General features: G+C 27.5%; 22 protein-coding genes. 1 reads left to right on the forward strand and 21 read right to left on the reverse strand.

Annotated elements, in window-relative coordinates:
* The first annotated feature begins 30 nt into the window (after window positions 1-30).
* A complete protein-coding gene (locus OW729_RS05240) occupies window positions 31-1,104 on the forward strand; it encodes an HD-GYP domain-containing protein (RefSeq protein WP_268060424.1) in 1,074 nt (357 codons plus the stop codon).
* A gap of 113 nt (window positions 1,105-1,217) precedes the next feature.
* On the opposite strand, the gene OW729_RS05245 is transcribed toward OW729_RS05240, so the two are convergent.
* The 21 genes from OW729_RS05245 to essC form a co-directional block, all read right to left on the reverse strand.
* Complete coding sequence (locus tag OW729_RS05245; protein ID WP_268060425.1) at window positions 1,218-1,505, reverse strand: DUF4176 domain-containing protein; 288 nt, start codon at window positions 1,503-1,505, stop codon at window positions 1,218-1,220.
* A gap of 1 nt (window position 1,506) precedes the next feature.
* Window positions 1,507-2,238, reverse strand: a complete 732-nt coding sequence (locus tag OW729_RS05250) for a hypothetical protein (RefSeq protein ID WP_268060426.1) — start codon at window positions 2,236-2,238, stop codon at window positions 1,507-1,509.
* On the reverse strand, window positions 2,229-3,512 hold the full coding sequence (locus tag OW729_RS05255; RefSeq protein ID WP_268060427.1) for a hypothetical protein: 1,284 nt from the start codon (window positions 3,510-3,512) through the stop codon (window positions 2,229-2,231). The genes OW729_RS05250 and OW729_RS05255 overlap by 10 nt, the downstream gene beginning before the upstream one ends.
* Before the next feature lie 2 nt (window positions 3,513-3,514).
* Window positions 3,515-3,835, reverse strand: a complete 321-nt coding sequence (locus tag OW729_RS05260) for a WXG100 family type VII secretion target (RefSeq protein WP_268060428.1) — start codon at window positions 3,833-3,835, stop codon at window positions 3,515-3,517.
* 4 nt (window positions 3,836-3,839) lie between these two features.
* Window positions 3,840-4,196 carry a hypothetical protein gene (locus OW729_RS05265; RefSeq protein WP_268060429.1) on the reverse strand — a complete coding sequence of 119 codons (357 nt, stop codon included), beginning with the start codon at window positions 4,194-4,196 and terminating at the stop codon, window positions 3,840-3,842.
* An 87-nt stretch (window positions 4,197-4,283) separates the two neighbouring features.
* The gene (locus OW729_RS05270; RefSeq protein ID WP_268060430.1) at window positions 4,284-4,592 is read right to left on the reverse strand and encodes a hypothetical protein; all 309 of its coding nucleotides are present in this window, start codon (window positions 4,590-4,592) and stop codon (window positions 4,284-4,286) included.
* Window positions 4,593-5,324: 732 nt separating this feature from the next.
* Complete coding sequence (locus OW729_RS05275; RefSeq protein ID WP_268060431.1) at window positions 5,325-5,684, reverse strand: hypothetical protein; 360 nt, start codon at window positions 5,682-5,684, stop codon at window positions 5,325-5,327.
* Between the two features lie 358 nt (window positions 5,685-6,042).
* Window positions 6,043-6,333: a hypothetical protein gene (locus OW729_RS05280; RefSeq protein WP_268060432.1), complete on the reverse strand. Its 291-nt coding sequence runs from the start codon at window positions 6,331-6,333 to the stop codon at window positions 6,043-6,045.
* A 175-nt stretch (window positions 6,334-6,508) separates the two neighbouring features.
* A complete protein-coding gene (locus tag OW729_RS05285; protein WP_268060433.1) occupies window positions 6,509-6,838 on the reverse strand; it encodes a hypothetical protein in 330 nt (109 codons plus the stop codon).
* Window positions 6,839-6,857: 19 nt separating this feature from the next.
* Window positions 6,858-7,325, reverse strand: a complete 468-nt coding sequence (locus OW729_RS05290) for an EndoU domain-containing protein (RefSeq protein WP_268060434.1) — start codon at window positions 7,323-7,325, stop codon at window positions 6,858-6,860.
* Window positions 7,326-7,734: 409 nt separating this feature from the next.
* Complete coding sequence (locus tag OW729_RS05295; RefSeq protein ID WP_268060435.1) at window positions 7,735-8,439, reverse strand: endonuclease V; 705 nt, start codon at window positions 8,437-8,439, stop codon at window positions 7,735-7,737.
* Between the two features lies 1 nt (window position 8,440).
* Window positions 8,441-8,911 carry a toxin-antitoxin system YwqK family antitoxin gene (locus OW729_RS05300; RefSeq protein WP_268060436.1) on the reverse strand — a complete coding sequence of 157 codons (471 nt, stop codon included), beginning with the start codon at window positions 8,909-8,911 and terminating at the stop codon, window positions 8,441-8,443.
* Window positions 8,901-9,560 carry a YwqJ-related putative deaminase gene (locus OW729_RS05305; protein ID WP_268060437.1) on the reverse strand — a complete coding sequence of 220 codons (660 nt, stop codon included), beginning with the start codon at window positions 9,558-9,560 and terminating at the stop codon, window positions 8,901-8,903. The genes OW729_RS05300 and OW729_RS05305 overlap by 11 nt, the downstream gene beginning before the upstream one ends.
* Window positions 9,561-9,704: 144 nt before the next feature.
* A complete protein-coding gene (locus tag OW729_RS05310; RefSeq protein ID WP_268060438.1) occupies window positions 9,705-10,706 on the reverse strand; it encodes a hypothetical protein in 1,002 nt (333 codons plus the stop codon).
* Between the two features lie 173 nt (window positions 10,707-10,879).
* On the reverse strand, window positions 10,880-11,818 hold the full coding sequence (locus OW729_RS05315) for an ankyrin repeat domain-containing protein (protein WP_268060439.1): 939 nt from the start codon (window positions 11,816-11,818) through the stop codon (window positions 10,880-10,882).
* Window positions 11,819-12,035: 217 nt separating this feature from the next.
* Window positions 12,036-12,971: an ankyrin repeat domain-containing protein gene (locus OW729_RS05320; RefSeq protein ID WP_268060440.1), complete on the reverse strand. Its 936-nt coding sequence runs from the start codon at window positions 12,969-12,971 to the stop codon at window positions 12,036-12,038.
* 4 nt (window positions 12,972-12,975) lie between these two features.
* Window positions 12,976-14,646 (reverse strand): hypothetical protein, encoded by a 1,671-nt coding sequence (locus tag OW729_RS05325; protein ID WP_268060441.1) that lies wholly within the window; start codon window positions 14,644-14,646, stop codon window positions 12,976-12,978.
* 29 nt (window positions 14,647-14,675) lie between these two features.
* Window positions 14,676-14,999 carry a hypothetical protein gene (locus OW729_RS05330; RefSeq protein ID WP_268060442.1) on the reverse strand — a complete coding sequence of 108 codons (324 nt, stop codon included), beginning with the start codon at window positions 14,997-14,999 and terminating at the stop codon, window positions 14,676-14,678.
* A 77-nt stretch (window positions 15,000-15,076) separates the two neighbouring features.
* Complete coding sequence (locus OW729_RS05335; protein ID WP_268060443.1) at window positions 15,077-15,460, reverse strand: WXG100 family type VII secretion target; 384 nt, start codon at window positions 15,458-15,460, stop codon at window positions 15,077-15,079.
* A 190-nt stretch (window positions 15,461-15,650) separates the two neighbouring features.
* Window positions 15,651-18,071, reverse strand: coding sequence for a YhgE/Pip domain-containing protein (locus OW729_RS05340; protein ID WP_268060444.1), 2,421 nt, complete (start codon window positions 18,069-18,071; stop codon window positions 15,651-15,653).
* A gap of 37 nt (window positions 18,072-18,108) precedes the next feature.
* Complete coding sequence (gene essC, locus OW729_RS05345; protein ID WP_268060445.1) at window positions 18,109-22,536, reverse strand: type VII secretion protein EssC; 4,428 nt, start codon at window positions 22,534-22,536, stop codon at window positions 18,109-18,111.
* Between the last annotated feature and the right edge of the window lie 8 nt (window positions 22,537-22,544).

Here is a 22,544-nt window from a genome sequence, read left to right on the forward strand (position 1 = left end):
CATTCTAATACGCAAGGAGATTTGGTTAATATGCGAAAAATATCTGTTTCACAAATACAAGGCGGAGAAATACTTGGAAAGCCTCTATATGATGATCATGGAAGAATTTTATTAGCCAAAGGTATTATTTTAAAACCAGGTTATAAAATGAGACTAACCCAAATGTGTATATTATCAGTTTACATAGACGATGAACTTTCAAAAGAAGTGGAAATGGAAGATTTCCTTTCTGAAGAAACAAGAGAAGAAACTAAAGGAATAATAAGAAAAGAATTTAAAAATTTCCTAACTAATAGCAATACTTCTTCTAATAAAATTATTAGTACTGTTGATAAAGTTATAGATGAGATACTTTCAAGGGACGAGGTAATAATAAATATTTGTGATATAAAATCTAAAGATCAATATATTTATGAGCATTGTGTTAACGTTTGTGGTCTATCTATAATAATGGGGATTCATTTAGGCTATTCAAAATCACACCTTAGAGAATTAGCTGTAGGTGCTCTTCTTCATGACCTTGGTAAATTAATAACTCCTGAAGATATTCTTAATAAATATATGACAGGAGAAATTTCTGAAGATGAGATGGACATTATAAGAACTCATCCTCTAGATGGATATGAGATATTAAATGAAAAATCCAACATAAGTTATATATCTAAAGCCATAATACTTATGCACCATGAACATTATAATGGGACTGGCTATCCTTTAGGATTCAAAGATGATAAACTTCATGAAACTGTTAAACTTGTATCTATTTGTAACACTTTTGATAATCTTATTTCTGATTTTCCTGGCAAGAAAAAAATGGAAGTATATGAAGCTCTAGAATACATTACAGCTATGAGCAACATATTATTTGATAAAAAATTAGTAGATATATTTGTTGAAAATGTAGCCGCTTACCCTTCTGGAACACTTATTGTTCTTAATACAAATGAAAAAGGAATAGTATTAAAACAAAATAAACAGCTACCGTCAAGGCCAATTATAAATATTTTAGTTGATAAAGATGGTGTTAAATTAAAAGAAGCTAAAAAATTAGATTTATCAGAGGAAACTACTTTATTCATCAATGGAACATTAACAACACTCTAATAATTTAATCTCTAATATTCCTTGACTATGAATATAAAGTATTACTAGACAAACTCACCTTACATTTATTAATTTTAGGTGAGTTTTAACTATTTTTAAATATTAATATTCTTTTAAATACTTTTTTCCATAATCTTCTCCTTCTCTTTGGAAAGAGCTAAAGAATAGCCTAATTCTTCTTCATCTTGATATCCAACAAAAAGAAGTCTTTTTATTTCCTTATGATTAAACATTCTAAGTTGTTCTGGTGTTTGCAATCCTTGTGGTACTAAACATCCACAGTAATCCCATATAACCTCATCATCTTCTGTAAGTCTTAAAAGACGCCCTATTATCATTATTTTTTCTTTTTTTTCTAAATCAAGCATCACAATACTTCCAACTGGTAATAATCTTTTCATTCTATTTCTCCTTTGGTATGTAATTTATTTGTTTTTTTAATTCTTGAATTTTATCATACTGCAAGTATTCAAAATATCCATAAGTTACAAATCCAGAAAAAACAACTAAAAAAATGTAACTCAATATTAAAATAAAAAAATACGGCTTTTTAAAATATGCGATACTTACTAATAGCTGAACTATAGGAATTATAATAGTAGAGTAAGAAGGCATTTTATTATCAGTATATAAATACTGTTTAATAAATTTTTTGGGTGATTCTATTCTAACTTTCATGAATGTTATCAATGAAAATAAAGCTAAAATAATAAAGCAAATTAAATACTCCTTATTATTCCATTTTCCAAATAAAACTGTCTGAAATCCAAAGATCCCACCATATATAAAAGCAATTAATAAAAAAATATTAGAATTTTCAAATTTATAGAAAATTTTTTCATCTTCAAAATCACTATCTTTAACTTTTTTAAATAATACAATGTTATAAATTACAGAGAATATCAGAGGTATCACGTATAAGACTCTAATTCCCAAAGAAATCCATGAACATGTAATTATATATGGTACAAATGCAATGCTAAAAAACTGTATTATATATCCTGGTTTTTCTGTTTTTGAAAGTCGTCCCTTTAATTTATATTTTAGAACCTTATCATATTCTTTTATAATATGTTCTATACTCTTTTTATCATCTGGATAGTTAACTTTCGGAAAAATATTATCTACCAACATAACGAATCCCACCAATCTCCAATATCATTTGCTTTATCAACAATCCATTCTCCTGCTGGCTTTATAGCATCATCATATGCTTTAATTAAAATGGGTTTAACAAGTATATTATAAGCAAATCCTGCTGCTGCTCCACCAACAAAACCTACTCCAAGGCCTATAACAGTACCAACTCCTGGTGTAACTGTAGTACCTACTACACCTAATGCTTTTGAAGTTGCAAAAGCAGCCCCCGCTGTACTTGCTACTATACCTCCCCATTCAATACCTGCATCAACAACAACATCATCTAATTCGGCCCCATTTTCACTATAATTTTTCCATTCGTCATAAGATATTTTACCAATGTTATATGCTGTAGCAGCTATACCTAACCATCTGCTAATCTTAGATAAATTATTTTTTGTAGAATCTAAACCATCAATCTTTGATAATTTAGATTCACGTATTGCTTTCAATTGTTCCATAGTTTCTCTCTTAATATTAATCTTAGCTGCGCTTAATTGACTATTTGTTATTTGCCTATTTAACTTAGTGATTTGTCCTGTTAAAGACTTAATATCCAACTGGTATTTATCAAGATTTTTTCCTAAATAGCCTTTTTCAAGAACTCCAACAAAACCACCCATAGCAAACTCTTGAGATAAATCTTTTATCATGTCGCTATAGGTATTAGGTTGATCTGCACTTAATAAATCTAAGAGTACTATCTCGCTTGGACTTTGCTTCGTCTTATGTTTTATTTCATCTATTTTATTTTTTAATTCATTTTGATCTAATCCTGCTAGTTCTTTCAACAATTCTTGAGTTTCTTCATTTGCAAGAGCGGAAATTTTAAGTGCATCTTCTTTACTCACACCTTGTTTTATAAGTTCATTATATATACTATCTACAAGTTCCTCTTGTTCACCACTTTTTATAATAGATACATAAACACCATATTCTTCAGTTTCTTCAATAAAATTTAATGAATTAGTAAGAACAGCTTTTAATCCTGCATCTATCTTTTCCAACGGTGTATAAAAAGCTTCAAATGCAGTATGAAAATTGTTATACCTATTTGTTTCTTCATTTAGATATCTATTAATGATTGCAAAATCACTTTCATAATTAGATTTATCCCATACACTTGATGGCATATCTACTTTTTGAATTAAATTATCCATACTTTTCAATCTAGATACTATATCTTCAATATAATTTAAATTACTCTTAATTTCTCTATTTGTATCTCTACATTCACTATAATCAGCCATAAAAATATCCTTTGACATACTCACACCTCCAGCGAAAATTTTAAGCTATCCCTTTGTTCAATTAACATTTCAGAAGTTGATTTTACTTCTTCAATAAATTCTTTTAATTGTACAAGTTCACTTAATTTTTTTAAATACTCCATTTTCCAATCATCAAAGTTTTTTTTGAATTTATCAAAACTTTCGCCTTTCCACAGCTCTTTACTTTCTATATTATTCACTTCTGATTCAAAGTCAAAATATAATTGGGTTAGATTTTGTATTGATTTATTATAACTTTTTTTAAGAGTATCTAATGATGTATTATCAATATAAAAATTGCTATTTGAAATTCCTGCCATAATTCTATTCCTCTCTGTAACTTTCAAGTAAACTTTTAAGATCTCTTTCAAGTTCTTCTAATTTTTTATTAATACCATTTATTCCTTTTTGTATTTCATTAAGAATCATTTTTTGCACCTCATGAAGATTAGTATTCTTAACTTGAAGTGCACTTAATAAATCATCTTCTTCTCCTATTGCCTCTATACAATTTGATTTTACTTTTTCATATTGATCATTCATTAATAAACTTATTCCATTTCCAGCTTGCTTACAATAATCTTCTGCATTAAGCATATATGCTTTATACTCTGTATATTTTTCAATCTCTTTCCTACATTCATAAATCTTTTCTCGTATTCTTTCCTTATTTTTTGACATATAAAACCCTCTCCTCATTTATGCATATAAAAGAAAACACAAATATAAGGTATTTGTTATTTTTTTAATATAGCTTAATTTTAAATATTAAGATTTTCTATAAGACTTTGCTATTTCCATATCTTTCTCCAAGAAATCCTTAGATGTTTGTTCTACCTTTCTGCTCAGCTTGTCTATATTTTTAATACTTTTTTTTAATTCTTTAAAAACATCCTCACTTTTATCACTATAGGCTTCTCTATATTCACCTTTCATTTTGTCTTCAGCATCTTTACTATCTTTCTCTAATTGTTCTAATAATTTATCTGCATCTTCATAAATTTGATGCATAATCGTATATGCCTTTTGAACAGAAGCATAATCAAATTTAATTGTATCATCTTTCCAAAATCCCATATAATTACTCCTTTAAAATTTCTATACTTATTCATTTTTCCTTCATGTTTTTTATAAATATTTCCATAAAACAAAAAACTTTAATTCTTTACTTTATTTTTACCTACTTGTCCATTTTCTGAAATAACAGAAACACCTCTAAATTTAGATATTCCTTCAGTTATTCCTTATATCTTCCCAAATATTGAACATATATTGTCTTCCATATACTCATTTACTTTATTACATTTCAATATTAATACAATTGACAATATATATCTATTTTTTACATTAATATTTATTTTATTCCTTTATTTTAATAATTTTGTATATGAGTGTCAAGTTTTACCTGCCTTTTATCTTTTAAATTATTCATTTTTTTACAATTATGTTTTACTTTATAAATCGTTTTTTAGTACTTTTATATCTTTTATCCTATACATATTATTGTTATGAATTCCATTAACTTTTAAGTGGAATTATTGCGCCTAGGATTTTCTTTACCATATACTTGTAATTTACTAACTACTAAAAAAATAATGAACCAACCTACGTAAATTCGGCTGATTCATTTCATCTTTTTACTACATTATTGTAATTATGCAGTAAGCTATTTATCTATTTATTTCACTTATACTAATCTCATTTTTATGTTATTAGATAAATCTCATTATGAAGTAACTTATATATATGCTCTAAATCTTCTATAGTTATACTCTTCCATTGGCTATTTTCTTTTAAAGCAGTCAATAATTATTCTCTATTGACTGCAACCATTTCACTAATGGCAGTTCCTAACCAAGCCCAAAAATCATTATGCTCTTTTCTTTGCTCATAACCTTCTGATGCAAAATCATGTATTATTTGGACTTTTCCACCTTTACCTACTTCAAAGCATGCTATATCATCATTGTCATCTCGTCTTGCAAAATGTATAAGCTTTCTATTAGGGTATCTTTCCTTAAGTCCTTTTAATCTCTTTAACACTCTTTCTTCATCCATTATATACCACAAATCAAAGTCTAATAAATTTAATTCTATAGCTTTTATAAATGAAGCTGGATATTGAAACCCATCAATTGCTAGTCTATCTTCTAAAACTTCTACGTTCATAATTATTTACCTATCCTTCCCATAATATCTGATCTAAATCGATTATTATTCCTAAATAACGCTTTTTATTTTCCAATTCTTAATTCAATTGACTTTCCCCATGTTTTTGGAACACCCTTTTTAGTTGTAAATCTATCAATTAGACTTTCTTGGTAAAAGTTCATTATAATTTAGTATAAACAAGTTTATAACCATATAATTTATTGCTAATCACTTCATCATCTTTTATTACTATATCATCAATAGGAATTTCTATTCCATAAAATGTAGGTGAAGGACATTCTATTAAATCGTAAATATAATTATATCCATCTTTTTTATAAACAGAGTTCTTAGGAGTTTTACTCCTTAGAACTCGTTATCCAGGGACGTAGCCACTCTTTACTCCCACTTTGAAAAAGAGGGGAGTATTAGAGTGGGTAGTCATCGGATAAACTATTTGCTTAGGCAAATTAGATATCTCATTTAGAAAATATGTCTTGAATCCTACATCAATTCCTAAAACATTACATTTAATGTATTTCCGTGCATCTTCATATGTAAATATAGTTTCTTTTATTTTCTTATATTCATCTTCGCCTAAAACAATTTTTCCATATTCTAGTATTTGCTTTTCTTCTGCTGTTAATTCTCTTGGATTTTTTAACATTAATTGTCTTACTTCACTTTTATCTACTTGTCCATTTTCTGAAATAATAGATTAGAGTTAAAACTATAACTATAAAAATTAATGGCAGTAACGATTTTTAACCATTACTACCATCCTAACATTACTTTTATCTTTCCTCATATGCTTACTATAGAATAATAATTATGCAATTTAATTATAACTGTGATTTATTTATAATTATCCACACTTCTATTAATGACAATAATTCATCAGTTTCTATTTTACATTTATTTGACATTTCACTTGGTACAAAATCAACAATAACATTTGTAAAATCTCTATTTATTTCAAGACTGCAAATATTACCTGATACCTCCTCATTATTACTAACTCTATTAATTACTCTCTCAATAAATTCTTTGAAGATTGGCTCTCCAAATGACTCCATATCTTCGAAAACATACTCTATCAATTTAATTTCTTGTGGAAGGATAATCCTATTATATCCATAATTACTTTTCTCAATTGAAAACATATATTTCATATATTTTACTCCTTTCTATTTATTTTGAATAAACTGGGAACGCAGTATCTACTAGCCCTTTCTCATTCAACCACATTTTTATAGGCATCCCACAACTAGTCTTCCCCGTATACCATCCTGCTTTATTAAATTGTATCCCCTCATGAACTTCTTTTATTGAATTTATAATATTTACTCTGTTCCAACTATCAGGGAAAAATGTTGAAAATTTTGTTTTCCCATTCATTTCAACCATCCCCTTATAAACTCCAAATTTATCTGGACTACTAATATTAGATATTGTAGCTTCTGACATAATACTTGGTTTGTGATATCCAGAAGGTAATCCTTTTCCATTAATATTTCCATGAAAAATATGCTCTAATGCATTTTTAGATACAATTGATTCAGCTTCAGTAACCCCTTCTATAGATGAAACAGTCCCTGTTAATACTACTGGCTCATTAGTATAAACAAGTTTATAACCATATAATTTATTGCTAATCACTTCATCATCTTTTATTCCTATATCATCAATGGGAATTTCTATTCCATAAAATGTAGGTGAAGGACATTCTATTAAATCGTAAATATAAGTATATCCATCTTTTTTATAAACAGAATTCTTAGGAGTTTTACTCCTTAGAACTCGTTATCCAAGGACGTAGCCACTCTTTACTCCCACTTTGAAGAATTTGTAAATATATATATGTTTTTTTGTATATATGCCATTTCTTTATAAGTATAAAAAATAATGAACCAGCCTACTTAAATTTCCGCTGATTCATTTCATGTTTTCAATGCATCATTACAATTATGTGGTATATTTTATAAGATTAATTTCCTATAACTATACAACTTGCATAGTTATTAAGATTTATCCTTTTTATGCATTAACTTTTATTATAATTTTGCAGTTACCTTAGTTTTCTTCTACTGATATGTGTTTCTAAATCTGCCAATCTGGTTGGAATTGGTAGTCTGCTTTCTCTGTTAATTAATTTTAATACTATTTCTGTACAAGTTTCTAAATCAACATTGTTTCCACATGATATAAATATAGGCTTTACATCTTTTCTTGTTCTAAGAACTCTACCATATACCTCTCCATTTATTATAATATCAGTATATGAACTTTCTTTACCCTCTGGCATCTTAAAATCCACTCCATTAACTTTTAAATAACTTTTTGCAACTCCTATAGTTGGTTTATCTAAGAAAAATGATGCATGAGTAGCTATGCCCATATGATTAAAGTGCAAGTATCCATTACCATCAAACATAAATATATCAGGCTCTACTACTAATTTTTTTGAAGCCTCAATAACTAAAGGCAACTCCCTGAATGCTAAAAATCCAGGTATATATGGTACTTTTATCTCCCCTACACTATTAACTTTTTCAACTACCTCTTTGGTATTATAATCAATAACAACTATAGAGCATGTTCCATACTGCTTATTTTTATATTCCCAATAAGCTAAATCCACACCTGCTACTAATCTAATACTACTTTTATTAAAGGTATTTTTTAACATTATTTTTTTCTTTAACTCATTTTGTATCTTAATAAAATCTGATTCCTCATAAACATTAAAATTATGAATTTCTTTTATTTCCATTTTACTCCTTTTCTATAGCTTTTTTATACCACTTTTCTTGACTATTTCTAAGCTTTATATCATCTTCAGTTGGTTTTAATTTTTCCTTTATTAATACTCCTTCTTCATTCCATTCTTTTAGTGTTAGACAAACGCCATATTCATATCTAGCTTCTAACTTTTTTGTACCATCCTTATAAAATATTCTTCTTATACCATGAGTTCTTCCTCTTTGCATATTTTGAATGCATTTAATTTTATTGTCCTTATAAAATTCAACAAAATCTCCTTCTTTAAATCCATCTCTAAAAAATGCATAAAACTCAAGGTTTCCATTAGGAAATAATGAATATGTTATACCCGAAAAAAATTTTTCTTTTCCTTCACTAATAATAAATTCTTTATCTCCAAACCTATCATAGTCCACCTCTAGTTCATCATAATCTATTCCATTACTTAATATAAAATTTTTATCTATCAATTTACTTTGCATATTTTAAAACCTCCGGAAAATAACTTGCTCCATTTGTTATATATTCACAATGTGGACATCTTGGCATAGGCATCCCTGTTTTTTTCCATCCACATTTTGGTCCTTTAATAACTGTAAGTATTAACTCATCTAAACTTTTAACTGAAATTCCCATCGACTCTCTTTCTATTAGTGCTTCGTTTAATGCATAAATTTCAGCATGTGACCCAGCACCTAACGTAAATTTATTATACTCTGTATATATACCTTCTGTGGGCATATTTTCATAATTAACTCTCAATAATCTATGTAGATTTTCTGGTAAATCTCCATTTAAATTATTTATTCCAAAATAATATTTGTCCGTAACTGGGTCATAAACTCCCGCAACTGCTGGTCCTAATTTATTTTGTATTTTTTTCTTTGACATACCATTTTTAAGTTCTCTTTCGATTAACTCATCTAATTTATCATGTGTAGCCCCTCTTAAATTAATACGATTATTTATTTCCGCAGAAGTTAACTTACCATATTTATTTCTTAGATAGTCAATTCTGCTTATTTCAGGGTTACCCGCCCCCTCTATAGATGAAACAGAAACAGTCCCTGTTAATACTACTGGTTCATTCGTATAAACAAGTTTATAACCATATACTTTATTGCTAATCACTTCATCATCTTTTATTACTATATCATCAATAGGAATTTCTATTCCATAAAATGTAGGTGAAGGACATTCTATTAAATCGTAAATATAAGTATATCCATCTTTTTTATAAACAGGGTTCTTAGGAGTTTTACGCCTTAGAACTCGTTATCCAGGGACGTAGCCACCCTTTACTCCCACTTTGAAAAAGAGGGGAGTATTAGAGTGGGTAGTCATCGGATAAACTATTTGCTTAGGCAAATTAGATATCTCATTTAGAAAATATGTCTTGAATCCTACATCAATTCCTAAAACATTACATTTAATGTATTTCCGTGCGTCTTCATATGTAAATATAGTTTCTTTTATTTTCTTATATTCATCTTCGCCTAAAACAATTTTTGCATATTCTAGTATTTGTTTTTCTTCTGCTGTTAATTCTCCTGGATTTTTTAACATTAATTGTCTTACTTCACTTTTATCTACTTGTCCATTTTCTGAAATAACAGAAACATCTCTAAATTTAGATATCCCTTCAGTTACTCCTGATATCTTCCCAAATACTGAACATATATTGTCTTCCATAGCTCTTACGCCACTACAATATACATTAAATGAATTATTAAACTCTGTCAAACTCATTGTCTGATCTTTAAGTGAAATTTCTAAATTGAAAATATCCCCTATACCGTTGAATGATGTAAAAGTTAAACTATTTGCTAAATTTAATATTTCTTCAAATTTAGCATTCATCCTTCTATAATAATCATTTGTACATTCATTGACATTATTATTTATTGGAAATTGTCCTCCATATTGAAGTGAAATAACTCCTGTATCATCACTTGCAAGAGCTGCTCCTCCTTCACTTCTTTTTATACAGTTTTCAAAATCCTCACTGCGTTTTTTTAATTGAACTGCTTTTGGTTTTTCATCATTTTCTAGAGCACTTTTCATATATTTTATATCTTCTTCTAACTTTGTATAAAACTCTTGTTTTTTAATGTGATTTTGTTCAAATTGATCTTTTGCTTCACCTGACCATCCTAAGTCAGTAAGTTCTTTAACTGCTTTGTTTATATTTTCTTTTTGCTCTGATAATATCTTTATAAAATTTTCATATTCATTTATCGTATTAGTTAATTCTCCGATATCTAACTGAAAATCCATTCCTAGCTCTCCTATTCCTTGCAACAATATTAATGATGATGTTTTCTATGATACTCATTATCTTCTATTTCCATTGATCTCTTTTGTGATTTTACTTCACAACATCAAGAGTTTTGAATTTTTAAGTTTTTTCTAATTATTTCCATCGACTTCACTAGAACATCCTCTTAATATTAGTATTTTTTTATGTAATCCTCCCAATCATTAGGATAAAGTTTTTTTATCTGCCCAAGTGTATGTTTATTAATTTTAGCATCTTTGTAATTTACACCTTGCCTAGCAAATTCATCAACAATCTCCATTTTCATTTTGTATTCTTTTGAGTCTAGAGGAAATACCCAATTTCTTAATATATTAACTAGGAAAAGTTTTTCATTTGGATCTTCATCCTCAAAAATTTGTAACTTATAATATGGATCTGTTACTTTTGCTTTCTTTTGAACAATTAAATAATATGCATATTCTGGTGTACCATCTCTCAATAGAGCTTCTCTTGCTACTGTATCTCCACGTTTTGTTTTATAGTTAATGTCAGCACCAGCTTCCACTAAAGCTTTAGTTTTTTCAAAACCACCTGAAATTGAATTCATTAATGGACTAGTTCCTGATTCCATAATACCTGAATCCTTCCCAACATAATTTTTATTAGGATTAGCACCATAACGTAATAAAAGTTTTACGTATTTGGGGTCTTTTTTAGCATCATTATCTATCCAAGAGTATCCTGCTGCTAAAAAAAGTGGTGTTTCCCCATTCTTTCTTGCTATATCGGGATTTGAACCACATTTTAGCAATACTTCTGCAGATTCATATTTTTCCATTCCTACTGACCATAGTAACAAAGTGACTCCATATTTAGGATCTTGGTAATTTAACAATTCAGGTTTATCTTTTGCTATTTTTTCTATAGTGCTAGTTTTTTCATTTTTTACGGCTAAGGCTAATTCCCATGCTGGTGTATTTTTGTAAATATTAATACTAGTAATTTTATACTCCCCCTTATTATGTGTTTCAGTGATTTTATTACGTAAATAATAAAAACATGTTATTATAATAAAAATTGGTATAATAAAAATTATTATTTTCTTCTTCATTGTTCTATTTTTCTCCATTCTATTATTCTACTCCATTGTTGTCACCTATTCCTTTTTCTTCTATTGCTGTTTTTACTTGATCCATAAGATGATTGTTTATTCCATTTTTAATATCAGTTTTAACTTATAAAAAAACCCTTGATAACATGATTTTACTTCACAACATCAAAGGTTTTGAATTTTTAAGTTTTTATCCAATTATTTTCATTGATTTTGCTAGAACATAATCTTAATATTAGTATTTTTTTATGTAATCCTCCCAATCATTAGGGTAAAGTTTTTTTATCTGCCCAAGTGTATGTTTATTAATTTTAGCATCTTTGTAATTTACACCTTGCCTAGCAAATTCATCAACAATCTCCATTTTCATTTTGTATTCTTTTGAGTCTAAAGCAAATACCCAATTTCTTAATATAGTCACTGGAAAAAACTTTTGGTCTGGATCTGTAGCAAAACATTCTCTGCCATAAGTTGGATCTGTTACTTTTGCTTTTTTTTGAACAATTAAGTAATATGCATATTCTGGTGTCTCGTCTGCTAATAAGGCTTGGTTTGCTGCTGTATCTCCACTTTGGGTTTTATAGTTAATATCAGCACCAGCTTCCACTAAGGCTTTAGTTTTTTCAAAACCACCTGAAATTGAATTCATTAATGGACTAGTTCCTGAATATATATCATTCGGATCATTATTAACATAATTCTTATTAGGATTAGCACCATAACGTAATAAAAGTTTTACGTATTTGGGGTCTTTTTTAGCATCATTATCTATCCAAGAGTATCCTGCTGCCAAAAAAAGTGGTGTTTCCCCATTCTTTCTTGCTATATCAGGATTTGAACCACATTTTAGCAATGCTTCTGCAGATTCATATTTTTCCATTCCTATTGACCATAGTAACAAAGTGACTCCATATTTAGGATCTTGGTAATTTAACAATTCAGGTTTATCTTTTGTTATTTTTTCTATAGTGCTAGTTTTTTCATTTTTTACAGCTAAGGCTAATTCCCATGCTGGTGTATTTTTGTAAATATTAATACTAGTAATTTTATACTCCCCCTTATTATGTGTTTCAGTAATTTTATTACGTAAATAACAAAAACATGTTATCATAATAAAAATTGGTATAATAAAAATTATTATTTTCTTCTTCATTGTTCTATTTTTCTCCATTCTATTATTCTACTCCATTATTGTCACCTATTTCCTTTTCTTCTATTGCTGTTTTTACTTGATCCATAAGATGATTGTTTATTCCATTTTTAACATCAGTATAAATATCATCATCTAATATATTCTTTATTTTATTTCTTGCACTTTTTAACTCACTATAAGTATCTTCACCTACTATATTTTTAATTTTATTTCCTATACTATGTCTTACATTAGATATACCAGGAGAATCTTTGATTGAACACTTATCTTGAACTGCTTCCTTAGTTTGACATGGTAAATAAGTCACCTTACCAATTGGTTTTGAAAAACCTTTTTCGATACCATGTAAGATTTCCCCATCAACAATATATGCGTGCATTTTTGCAGAATATTTTTTTCTCTTTTCCCCTAGACGATAAGCATCTAAATTAACTGTTGCTGGATTAAACAATATACAATTACGATTTGTTACTACTGCGTTTGCTGCAGATTCTGCACCACCCTTTGAGTGTCCAATAAACGTTATACTTTCATCTGGATGATTATTAATAAAATTTATTGCAAAATTTATTGAATTTTTCATATCATGAGATTCACCAAAAAGCTGCAATAAATTATCATCCCCATCCCCATCTGGGAAAAGACTCCAAGATGAAGTTCCTTTATTAACTACTGCATATTCTATCATTCCATTTCCTTTTTTTCTTTGATATACACCTATTACTAGGCTTTCTTGTGAGGCCTTCATATAAATCCTTGTCCATCCATTAATTAATTTGTCTTGCTTGTCTTTTGGTACTGGTCCATCTTTAATATTCTTATAAACATCCGTTGCCATATATGCTGCTTCTCTTACAGTAGGTCCACTATATGTTGCAACAATTTCTTTTACTTTCTTATATTCATCTTCTCCTAAAACAATTTTTGCATATTCTAGCATTTCTTTTTCTTCTGCTGTTAATTCTCCTGGATTTTTTAACATTAATTGTTTTACTTTATTCTTATCTACTTGTCCATCTTCTGAAATAACAGAAACACCTCTAAATTTAGATATTCCTTCAGTTACCCCTGATATCTTTCCAAATACTGAACATATATTGTCTTCGATAGCTCTTACGCCACTACAATATGCATCAAATGAATTATCAAACTCTGTTAAACTAGTTGTCTGATTTCTAAGCGAATTTTCTGCATTCATAACATCTCCCTTAATCGGAAATGATGTAAAAGTCAGGCTATTTACCAATCTTAATATTTCTTCAAATCTACCATTCATCTTTCTATAATAATCATTTGTACATTCATTGACATTATTATTTATTAGAAATTGTCCTCCATATTGAAGTGAAATAACTCCTGTATCATCACTTGTAAAAGCTGCTCCTCCTTCACTTCTTTTTATACAGTTTTCAAAATCCTCGCTACGTTTTTTTAATTGAACTGCTTTTGGTTTTTCATCATTTTCTAAAGCACTTTTCATATATTTTATATCTTCTTCTAACTTTGTATAAAACTCTTGTTTTTTAATGTGATTTTGTTCAAATTGATCCTTTGCTTCACCTGACCATCCTAAGTCAGTAAGTTCTTTAACTGCTTTGTTTATATTTTCTTTTTGCTCTGATAATATCTTTATAAAATTTTCATATTCATTTATCGTATTAGTTAATTCTCCGATATCTAACTGAAAACCCATTTCTAGCTCTCCTATTCCTTGCAACAATATTAATGATGATGTTTTCTATGATACTGAATATCTTCTATTTCCATTGATCTCTTTTGTGATTTTAATTGTTCAATTTTATCCTCACACTTTTTAACTAAGTTAGGCAATAACTCTGTCATATCCTTATTTAACTTTTTTTCTTCAGACATTAATTCCATCATATTAACACAAGAAAATGTTGTCATACAATTCGTTGCCAGTCTTTGCAATTCCATTGATACAGAAAAATTTATATTTTCTGTATTAGAAAATAAACTCTTCATTTCATTTATCTTAAATATATCACTTGTGCACTTTGTAATATCATTACATCTGCATCCCATATTCCTGTTTCCTCCATATATGTTATTGCTAATTTTTATCTAAATTACAATTTATACTAAATCCCTATGTTTTTTAACTATTTACTATTTAGTTCATTTTTCACATACTCAGTAGCTGTACTTGTAGTTGTTACAACTCCTGCTACAGTTGACCCCAAAATAGCTTCTGCTATACAGTTTGCTAAATTAGAATCCAAGCCAAACATAGAAATTTTTGCACTTGTTAAATCATTAATTTCTTCTTGTAATTCTTGCATCATCTTAACGAATCTCGCTTCAATTACATTTGCACTAAGTATAAATGCAGTTCCTCCATCTCCTGACCAATTTCCCTTCAAATTAGTATTTACTTTATTAAAATTATCTTTTGTTGTAGTTAAGTTACTTTTATAATTTGTTAATTTTGAAATTGCATTATCAAAAGCTTGTTCATTTAATTTAATTTCTTTATTTCCAGCCATTACTTATTTTCTCCCTTACTAGTTTTAATCTTCACTTTGATTGAAACTTAATTATATTAAAAAATAGCAATTGACAGATTCTATTTATATTTTGTTATTAATCAAAGAGTTTCATTTAATAATAACTAATTAATAACAAATCCTATATAAGTAATACATTTCATTATGTCCTTATATAGGATTTATTTAACTATTTATTTAACTTTAATTTTATTTTTTTCTTATATAGACCCATTGCAAACCGTAGCATAATATATATAGCTAAAATTAAAACTGCTGTTTTTTTAACCTCATTATTATCATTTTGCTGTGATTTAACTATGCTACCTCCTAGTAATTTGTTTTGAACTGCAGATACAGGATTTATAATAAACTTATACACATTTGTATTTTCTACAGTTCCTACTCTTGAATTTGATAATACATTTACTAATAAATCTAATTTTTCTTCATTAAAATTTCTTGTTTTTTCCTTGGTTGTCTTAGCATTCTGTAATCCACTTAATAGCTTATTTTTAGATTCTTCAATTCCTTTATCTAAATCATCTTTCATGGTAGTTACATGCTTATTAGCTTGCTCTCGAACTTCCTCTTCAACTTTGTCATATTCCTCTAACTGTTTTGATACTTTATTATTCAGATTTTCATTGGATTTATTATATTGGTCTAAAAGATTTAATATTTCCTTATCATCTTCTATTTTTGAAGGTATTTTATCAATATTAGACACATGCGTTATAATATTATTGAATTTGCTCATATAGTCTTTTGTAAATACATTTATTACGTCACTAATATCAATTGGGCCATCACCTTCTACAACTTTTTCAACTTCTTTTTGTACTATTTCTTTTACATTGTCCACATTTTTTGTATTGTTACTTTTAATTGTAGAAATCAATTGTTTTCTGTTGTCCCCACCCATTAAATCTTTTACTGGATTAATAAAATTATCTTTTATCTTCAATCTTTCACCTAAAGATTCATCTGAATTCTGATTAAATATATCTTTAAGATATTTATAATCTTCATCATTCATAATGCGCTGTGTTAAAGATGATATTTTCTTTAAATCATTCTCAACTTTATTTAAATTATCAATTGTATCATTTATACTTTCATCACTTTCATTACTTTCATCAAATTTTCTATACTTTCTGCTTCTTGATGATATAAAGATTTCATTTTTTTCACTAATTCCATCATTTATATATTCCTTTAATTCATTTGAATTGTTAAAGAAATTATTATCATTTGAATTACCTAATGGATTCTTTAGTATTTTACTGTAATTAATATTGTTATTATTTACTACTTCATTATAAATATCATCAAAAACTGCTGGGTTAGTTTCTTTTAATTTGCTTATCATTTGCCCATATAATAAATACTCTTCATTAAGTGATTGTATCTTAGGATCATTTTGATTTTTTTCTTTTATGTCTTTTTTCAAATTCTCCAAATTACTTATAGAATTATTTTTTATAATATCCAAATCTAAATCTGTTTTTTCCTGTATATATTTAAGTTTCTCATTAGATTTCTTAATAGCATTGCTTCCCTTTTCATTTACTTTTGATAATATTTGCTTTTCATACTTATCTACTAAATCATCTATTTTACCATTATCTTTAGTTACATCTTCTAGATATGAATTAACATCAGATACATTTGCTTCATAATTATTTGTTAGTCCATCATAATTATACTTATGCCTATCAGCAAATTTATCTTCTAACTCCTGTTGATCCATTTTCTTTAATCTATTTGTAAATGTTTCAACTCCTGTATTTTTATTTGTCATAACATCCACAAGTTCATCTTTAATACCATCTAATTGTGTTTCTTTAGTTATCATTTTGTCTCTATATTTTTGATCAACTTCTGATATTATTTTTTTATTTTCATCAAAATCTTTACTTAAATCTAAATCATTAAATTTAATATCTTTATCTTCCAATGTAGTTAACTTAATTGATACCAATATATCTGAATCATTTATTGAGTTGATTGCCTCTATATCACTATTATCATTTTTTAATATATCTAATGCATAATCTTGCCCATTATGTAATTCGTCAAATATACCTGATAAATACATATAACTTAACTTATTGTTTAGTTTTTTTTCAAATTTACCTATCTTCCCTGATACTATAAGTTTATTTTCCTTACTTAATTTATCATTAGGTTCATAGTAAATTTTAACTTTTGATGGTGTAATTTCATTTATTGTTGTTATATTTTTAGAAAAATTTCCTGGAACTATAATCATAGCTCCATATTTACCATTATCTATTCCCTTTTGAGCTGCTTCTCTATTTGTTATTTCATATCCATTATCCAAAGAATTAAAAAACTCTAATGCATAATTAACTTTTTTGTTCTTATACTCTGTTCCCAAATCTTGATTCACAACTGCAATTTTAGTTGATCCCTTTATTTCTTCAGTTTGATCTTCAGTTTGATCTTGAATTTCATCTTGAGTTTGATCTTGTTTTTCAGCTAAAAAGTTTCTTTTTTGCACCTGCTTTCCAACATAGAAAGAAGTAGTAGATATTGCAATCATAGCACTCATAATAATAAATGCTGATATTACTTTCCCTTTCAACTTTTGTTTTTCCCTCCTTTAATTTATTCTTTTATATTTATTTTACCTTAGGCATTTTAATCAATTGTATTTTACCTTTGTTATACATATATCCTAAATCTATAGCTACTTGTGGATTTCTAGTATAATTTGTAATTACAGTTTGATCATTTGGATTACCTAAAATAATTGCGTTAATAGAGTTTTTAAATATTTTAGTTACTAAGTCATATCCTTTAAGACCATTTGCTTGAACACTAGCTATAAATGTAACACCTACACTAATTGCCTCTTCTATTATTTCCTTTACAGATAAATCAGTGATTAAGCTTATTTCTGCTATAAAATTATCACAGTCATCTATTAATACCATAATAGGACTTAATGAAGCATAATATATCTTTGGCATTAATCCTGGTTCTTCTGCTCTGCGTTTATCAAATGCACTCTTTCTTTTATCAATTGTTTCTTTCATTTTTTGCAAAAATTCTCTATGCCCATCTGATAATACAACATATTGATTAACTTCATTCCTATATGGATAAAGTTCTCCACTTTTAGAATCAAATACATAAGTTTCTGTATCTTTTCTTAATGAAAGCATTATCTTTAAAACATTTGTTTTACCAGTTTGCGTTGTCCCTACTACTAATTGAGTACCTCCATTTAATTCAATAAATTGAGTTCTTACATTTTCTGCATCTAATCCAACTGGAATTTTATTTTTATATCTCTTTTCATCTGCAAATTCTTTAAGCGCATTGATTGTAAGAATTTCTGGTAACATTCTTATACTTTCTACCTTTTCACCAGTATACAAATCTTTTATTTTGCCTATCATAATTAATACTTTATTTGCATATTCTAATTCATCTTGAAACTCAACGGCGGAATAAACCTGCATTATATTAACATTTTGAAGCTTGACCATAGCTCTCCCTGATATATCTGGTAATGCATAATCACCTTTACCAATAATAGTTCTAATTTCAGTTTCATCAAACAAATAATGTACCATTTTGTTTTTAAAGTTATTTAAAACTGCAAATTTAATTGCATTTTGACGAGAAGCTGTCACTATTGTAAATATTCCTATTCCAGCTCCATCTCTAGTTATTTTCATAATAAAATCTTCTGCTTCTACCCCAAATTCCTTTATTACATCATAATTATCTATTATGATGAATAATGCTGGTAACTTCTTATCACTCACTTCATTATACATGTTGAAATTTGCTACACTTGCTTCACCTAACATTCTTTTCCTATTTTTAGATTCATCATCTATTATCTTCCACATTTTTTGGAATTTAACAACATCATCAAATTTAATATAATCTCTTGTATGTGGTAACTCTTTCATTGGTATTAATCCTGAATTACCAAAATCCAATACAAAAAATTGTAAATTTTCAGGAGAATTTTTAACTGCAAGTGATAACATTATTGTTGTTAATGTTGTGGTTTTTCCAAATCCAGCTGATGAAAATATAACAAAGTTTCCATCCTTCACGAAATTTAACTTATATTCATCTTGTGATTGAGCTTCTGGTATATCTACAAGTCCTATGCTAACACTTGTATCTAATTCCTTAAATTCTGCTACATCAACTATATTTTCTTCATTAATATGTGGTGAACTGATTTTTGTTTCTAATGGAGGTAACCATGGTTTTTTCACATTTGGTAATTGTAAGTTGCTAAATAATTTATTTATATAATCAACTGTTACATCTAATTCTGTTGCCTTTAGATTTAAATCTTCAGCACCACTACTTAAATCATTATTCAGAAGTTGACCTTGTCCCATATGATTAATAAGATACACTCTATCATCTATTGAATCATTATCTTCATTATTTTCATATGTTGCTCCACTCCAGGCTGATTGAAATAATTCATAAATTTCATTATTTCCAACTTGCAAATATGCTCGTCCAGGTTGAGTTATTCTTGCTGCATCTGGTGTTTTTATAATTTCATTACTATCTGATTCATTTTGAACTTTTAATGCCAATTTAAATTTTGAGTTACTCCATATTTGATCATCAACTACACCTGATGGTTTTTGAGTTGCAAGTATCAAATGAATTCCCAAACTTCTTCCAATACGAGCAGCACTAACTAACTCTCTCATAAAATCAGGCTGCTCCTTTTTTAATTCTGCAAATTCATCCGAAATTAAAAACAAATGTGGCATTGGCTCTTTAGCTTCGCCATTTTTAAATAATTTATTATATTGATTAATATGATTTACTTCATATTCATTAAATATTTGCTGTCTTCTTCCTAATTCACTCTTTATTGATGCCATAGCTCTCATACTTTCAGATCCATCTAAATTAGTAATTGTACCTAATAAATGAGGTAACTTTTTAAATAAACTAGCCATACCTCCACCTTTGTAGTCAATTAACAAAAATCCAACTTCATAAGGATGAAAATTTACAGCTAAAGATAAAATATATGACTGTACTATTTCACTTTTTCCAGATCCTGTAGTACCAGCTATAAGACCATGTGGTCCATGGGCCTTTTCATGAAGATTTAAATACACATAATCATTTTTACCTCTTACACCTAAAGGAACAGCTAAAGTTTTATATGCTTGGTTTTTCATCCATAAACTTTCTATTCCTAATTCTTTAGGACTCTTAACATTGTACATTTCAAAAAATGTCATGCTATCTGGAATTTGATTTATCATTCCTTTAATATGTTTTAAACAAGACAATCTTCTAGATAAATTATTTAATTCTATGTCTACATGATTAAGTTTAACTTTTTTATTTACTAAAAGTCCTTCATTTATCATAAGTGTTCCATTTTCATAATTATCAATTTTTAAAATTGTTCTAATGTTTTCAGGTAAATTAGCTTTTAGCTGACTTGTATATATTATTGAAAATCCTAATTTAGAATCATACTTTTGTAAATATTCCATTATAGAATGATTTAATACTAAACTTGGTTCATCAATAACAAATAAATAATATGGTATAAACTTTATCTTATCTTTTTTCTCCTCACTTTTTATTTCTCTGTCCTTTAATATTTTAGAAATATTTCCAAGTACTTGATCTCTTACTCTATCTGTATCTATAAGACCTATAACATTAATTGCACTTATTCTAAAATGAGGATACCACCTTAGCCAATCAAAATCTTCTCTATATTTTTCATTATGTATCAATATAATTTCTAAATCATTATAACTTTGAAACAATGTTAATTGGGCAAATATAATATTTAATTGTTCATGGATATATTTCTTTTCTCCAACTAATCCAAAATGTGCTTTTTTCAAGTCAATAGTAATTGGCATATCTCTTACTATACTAAATTCATTATAAACTTCATTTGCTTGTTCTAATAATTCATCTTTTTCAAGTTGTATATAATCATTAGAAAACTTCATTTTATAACTTGGTTTTATATCGGCATTTCCTATTAATATACTTAAAAAATCCTCATCACTATATGTTCGTTCATATATTCTACTGCTGTAAAATTCTGTCATTTTATCTATCTTCTTTAATGTGGGATTATGATAATTCAAGGATTCCATTTGTCTTCTCCTTAAATTATCTAATCTTTTTCTGAGATCTAATAAATATTTATTATATACTTCTTTTCTAAGCTTATTTTTTCTCTTCTCCTCTTTTTTATCACTTATATATGAAGTTGCCGAAAATACAGCGCTCATCCCCATACCAGCAATACTCATAATAATGTATATGCCTCTGGGACTTATTAAACTTATAGCAATAGTTATAATTAACATTACTATTGGTGGCACTATAACTCTTACTAGTTGTCCCTTTTTCTTTTCCACTTTGCTTGGTGGATTTTTAAAATTTACTGTTTCAGTTGGACAATCTTTAATTATTCTAGGTGATCTCTTATATTTTGGAAAACCTTCAAACTTTATTTTTTCTAAATCCATAATATAAAGAGAAGTTTCATATGAACTTGAATCTCCTTCAATGTATAACATATCATTGTGATAAGTAATCTTAATTTTATCAATTAAAATTAAATCATCTTCACTCAAAATAATTGGATTTTCCTTTGCTAACTTTCCATTTACATAAATTTCATATCCGGTAAACTTATATAATTTGCTTTTTTCTAATCTTAACTCTAATTTCTTAGTATTTTTCAAATAAATACTACTGTCTTTTGAATTTCCTATAGTAATAAAACTATTCCCTTTTATTGATACTTTCTTTCTATCATTTATAAAATACATGATTGACAATTTTTTTTCATAACTATACACATACTTTTCATATGGTTTTAATTCTATCTTTTTCTGTTCAATATTTAAGATTGCTATGTTATTTTCATTATAGCAAGCTAAATCTCCAATATTTTTTTCTTTAGTTCCTACTCTAAAATCACTTGAAATATACACCTTTTTATCGCATGGGATCTCCCTTACCATATCATTTTCAAAAAATAATACACTGTTTCGATAATACATTTTTCCTC

It is taken from the genome of Clostridium brassicae (genome assembly GCF_026738875.1).
GTDB classification, from domain to species: Bacteria; Bacillota; Clostridia; order Clostridiales; family Clostridiaceae; genus Clostridium_H; species Clostridium_H brassicae.

Bases quoted from the DNA above. Each gene is read 5' to 3' on its own strand.
- OW729_RS05240 (WP_268060424.1), top strand. From the start codon at position 31: ATGCGAAAAATATCTGTTTCACAAATACAAGGCGGAGAAATACTTGGA.
- OW729_RS05245 (WP_268060425.1), bottom strand. From the start codon at position 1,505: ATGAAAAGATTATTACCAGTTGGAAGTATTGTGATGCTTGATTTAGAA.
- OW729_RS05250 (WP_268060426.1), bottom strand. From the start codon at position 2,238: ATGTTGGTAGATAATATTTTTCCGAAAGTTAACTATCCAGATGATAAA.
- OW729_RS05255 (WP_268060427.1), bottom strand. From the start codon at position 3,512: ATGTCAAAGGATATTTTTATGGCTGATTATAGTGAATGTAGAGATACA.
- OW729_RS05260 (WP_268060428.1), bottom strand. From the start codon at position 3,835: ATGGCAGGAATTTCAAATAGCAATTTTTATATTGATAATACATCATTA.
- OW729_RS05265 (WP_268060429.1), bottom strand. From the start codon at position 4,196: ATGTCAAAAAATAAGGAAAGAATACGAGAAAAGATTTATGAATGTAGG.
- OW729_RS05270 (WP_268060430.1), bottom strand. From the start codon at position 4,592: ATGGGATTTTGGAAAGATGATACAATTAAATTTGATTATGCTTCTGTT.
- OW729_RS05275 (WP_268060431.1), bottom strand. From the start codon at position 5,684: ATGAACGTAGAAGTTTTAGAAGATAGACTAGCAATTGATGGGTTTCAA.
- OW729_RS05280 (WP_268060432.1), bottom strand. From the start codon at position 6,333: ATGTTAAAAAATCCAAGAGAATTAACAGCAGAAGAAAAGCAAATACTA.
- OW729_RS05285 (WP_268060433.1), bottom strand. From the start codon at position 6,838: ATGAAATATATGTTTTCAATTGAGAAAAGTAATTATGGATATAATAGG.
- OW729_RS05295 (WP_268060435.1), bottom strand. From the start codon at position 8,439: ATGGAAATAAAAGAAATTCATAATTTTAATGTTTATGAGGAATCAGAT.
- OW729_RS05300 (WP_268060436.1), bottom strand. From the start codon at position 8,911: ATGCAAAGTAAATTGATAGATAAAAATTTTATATTAAGTAATGGAATA.
- OW729_RS05310 (WP_268060438.1), bottom strand. From the start codon at position 10,706: ATGGATTTTCAGTTAGATATCGGAGAATTAACTAATACGATAAATGAA.
- OW729_RS05315 (WP_268060439.1), bottom strand. From the start codon at position 11,818: ATGGAGAAAAATAGAACAATGAAGAAGAAAATAATAATTTTTATTATA.
- OW729_RS05320 (WP_268060440.1), bottom strand. From the start codon at position 12,971: ATGGAGAAAAATAGAACAATGAAGAAGAAAATAATAATTTTTATTATA.
- OW729_RS05325 (WP_268060441.1), bottom strand. From the start codon at position 14,646: ATGGGTTTTCAGTTAGATATCGGAGAATTAACTAATACGATAAATGAA.
- OW729_RS05330 (WP_268060442.1), bottom strand. From the start codon at position 14,999: ATGGGATGCAGATGTAATGATATTACAAAGTGCACAAGTGATATATTT.
- OW729_RS05335 (WP_268060443.1), bottom strand. From the start codon at position 15,460: ATGGCTGGAAATAAAGAAATTAAATTAAATGAACAAGCTTTTGATAAT.
- essC (WP_268060445.1), bottom strand. From the start codon at position 22,536: ATGTATTATCGAAACAGTGTATTATTTTTTGAAAATGATATGGTAAGG.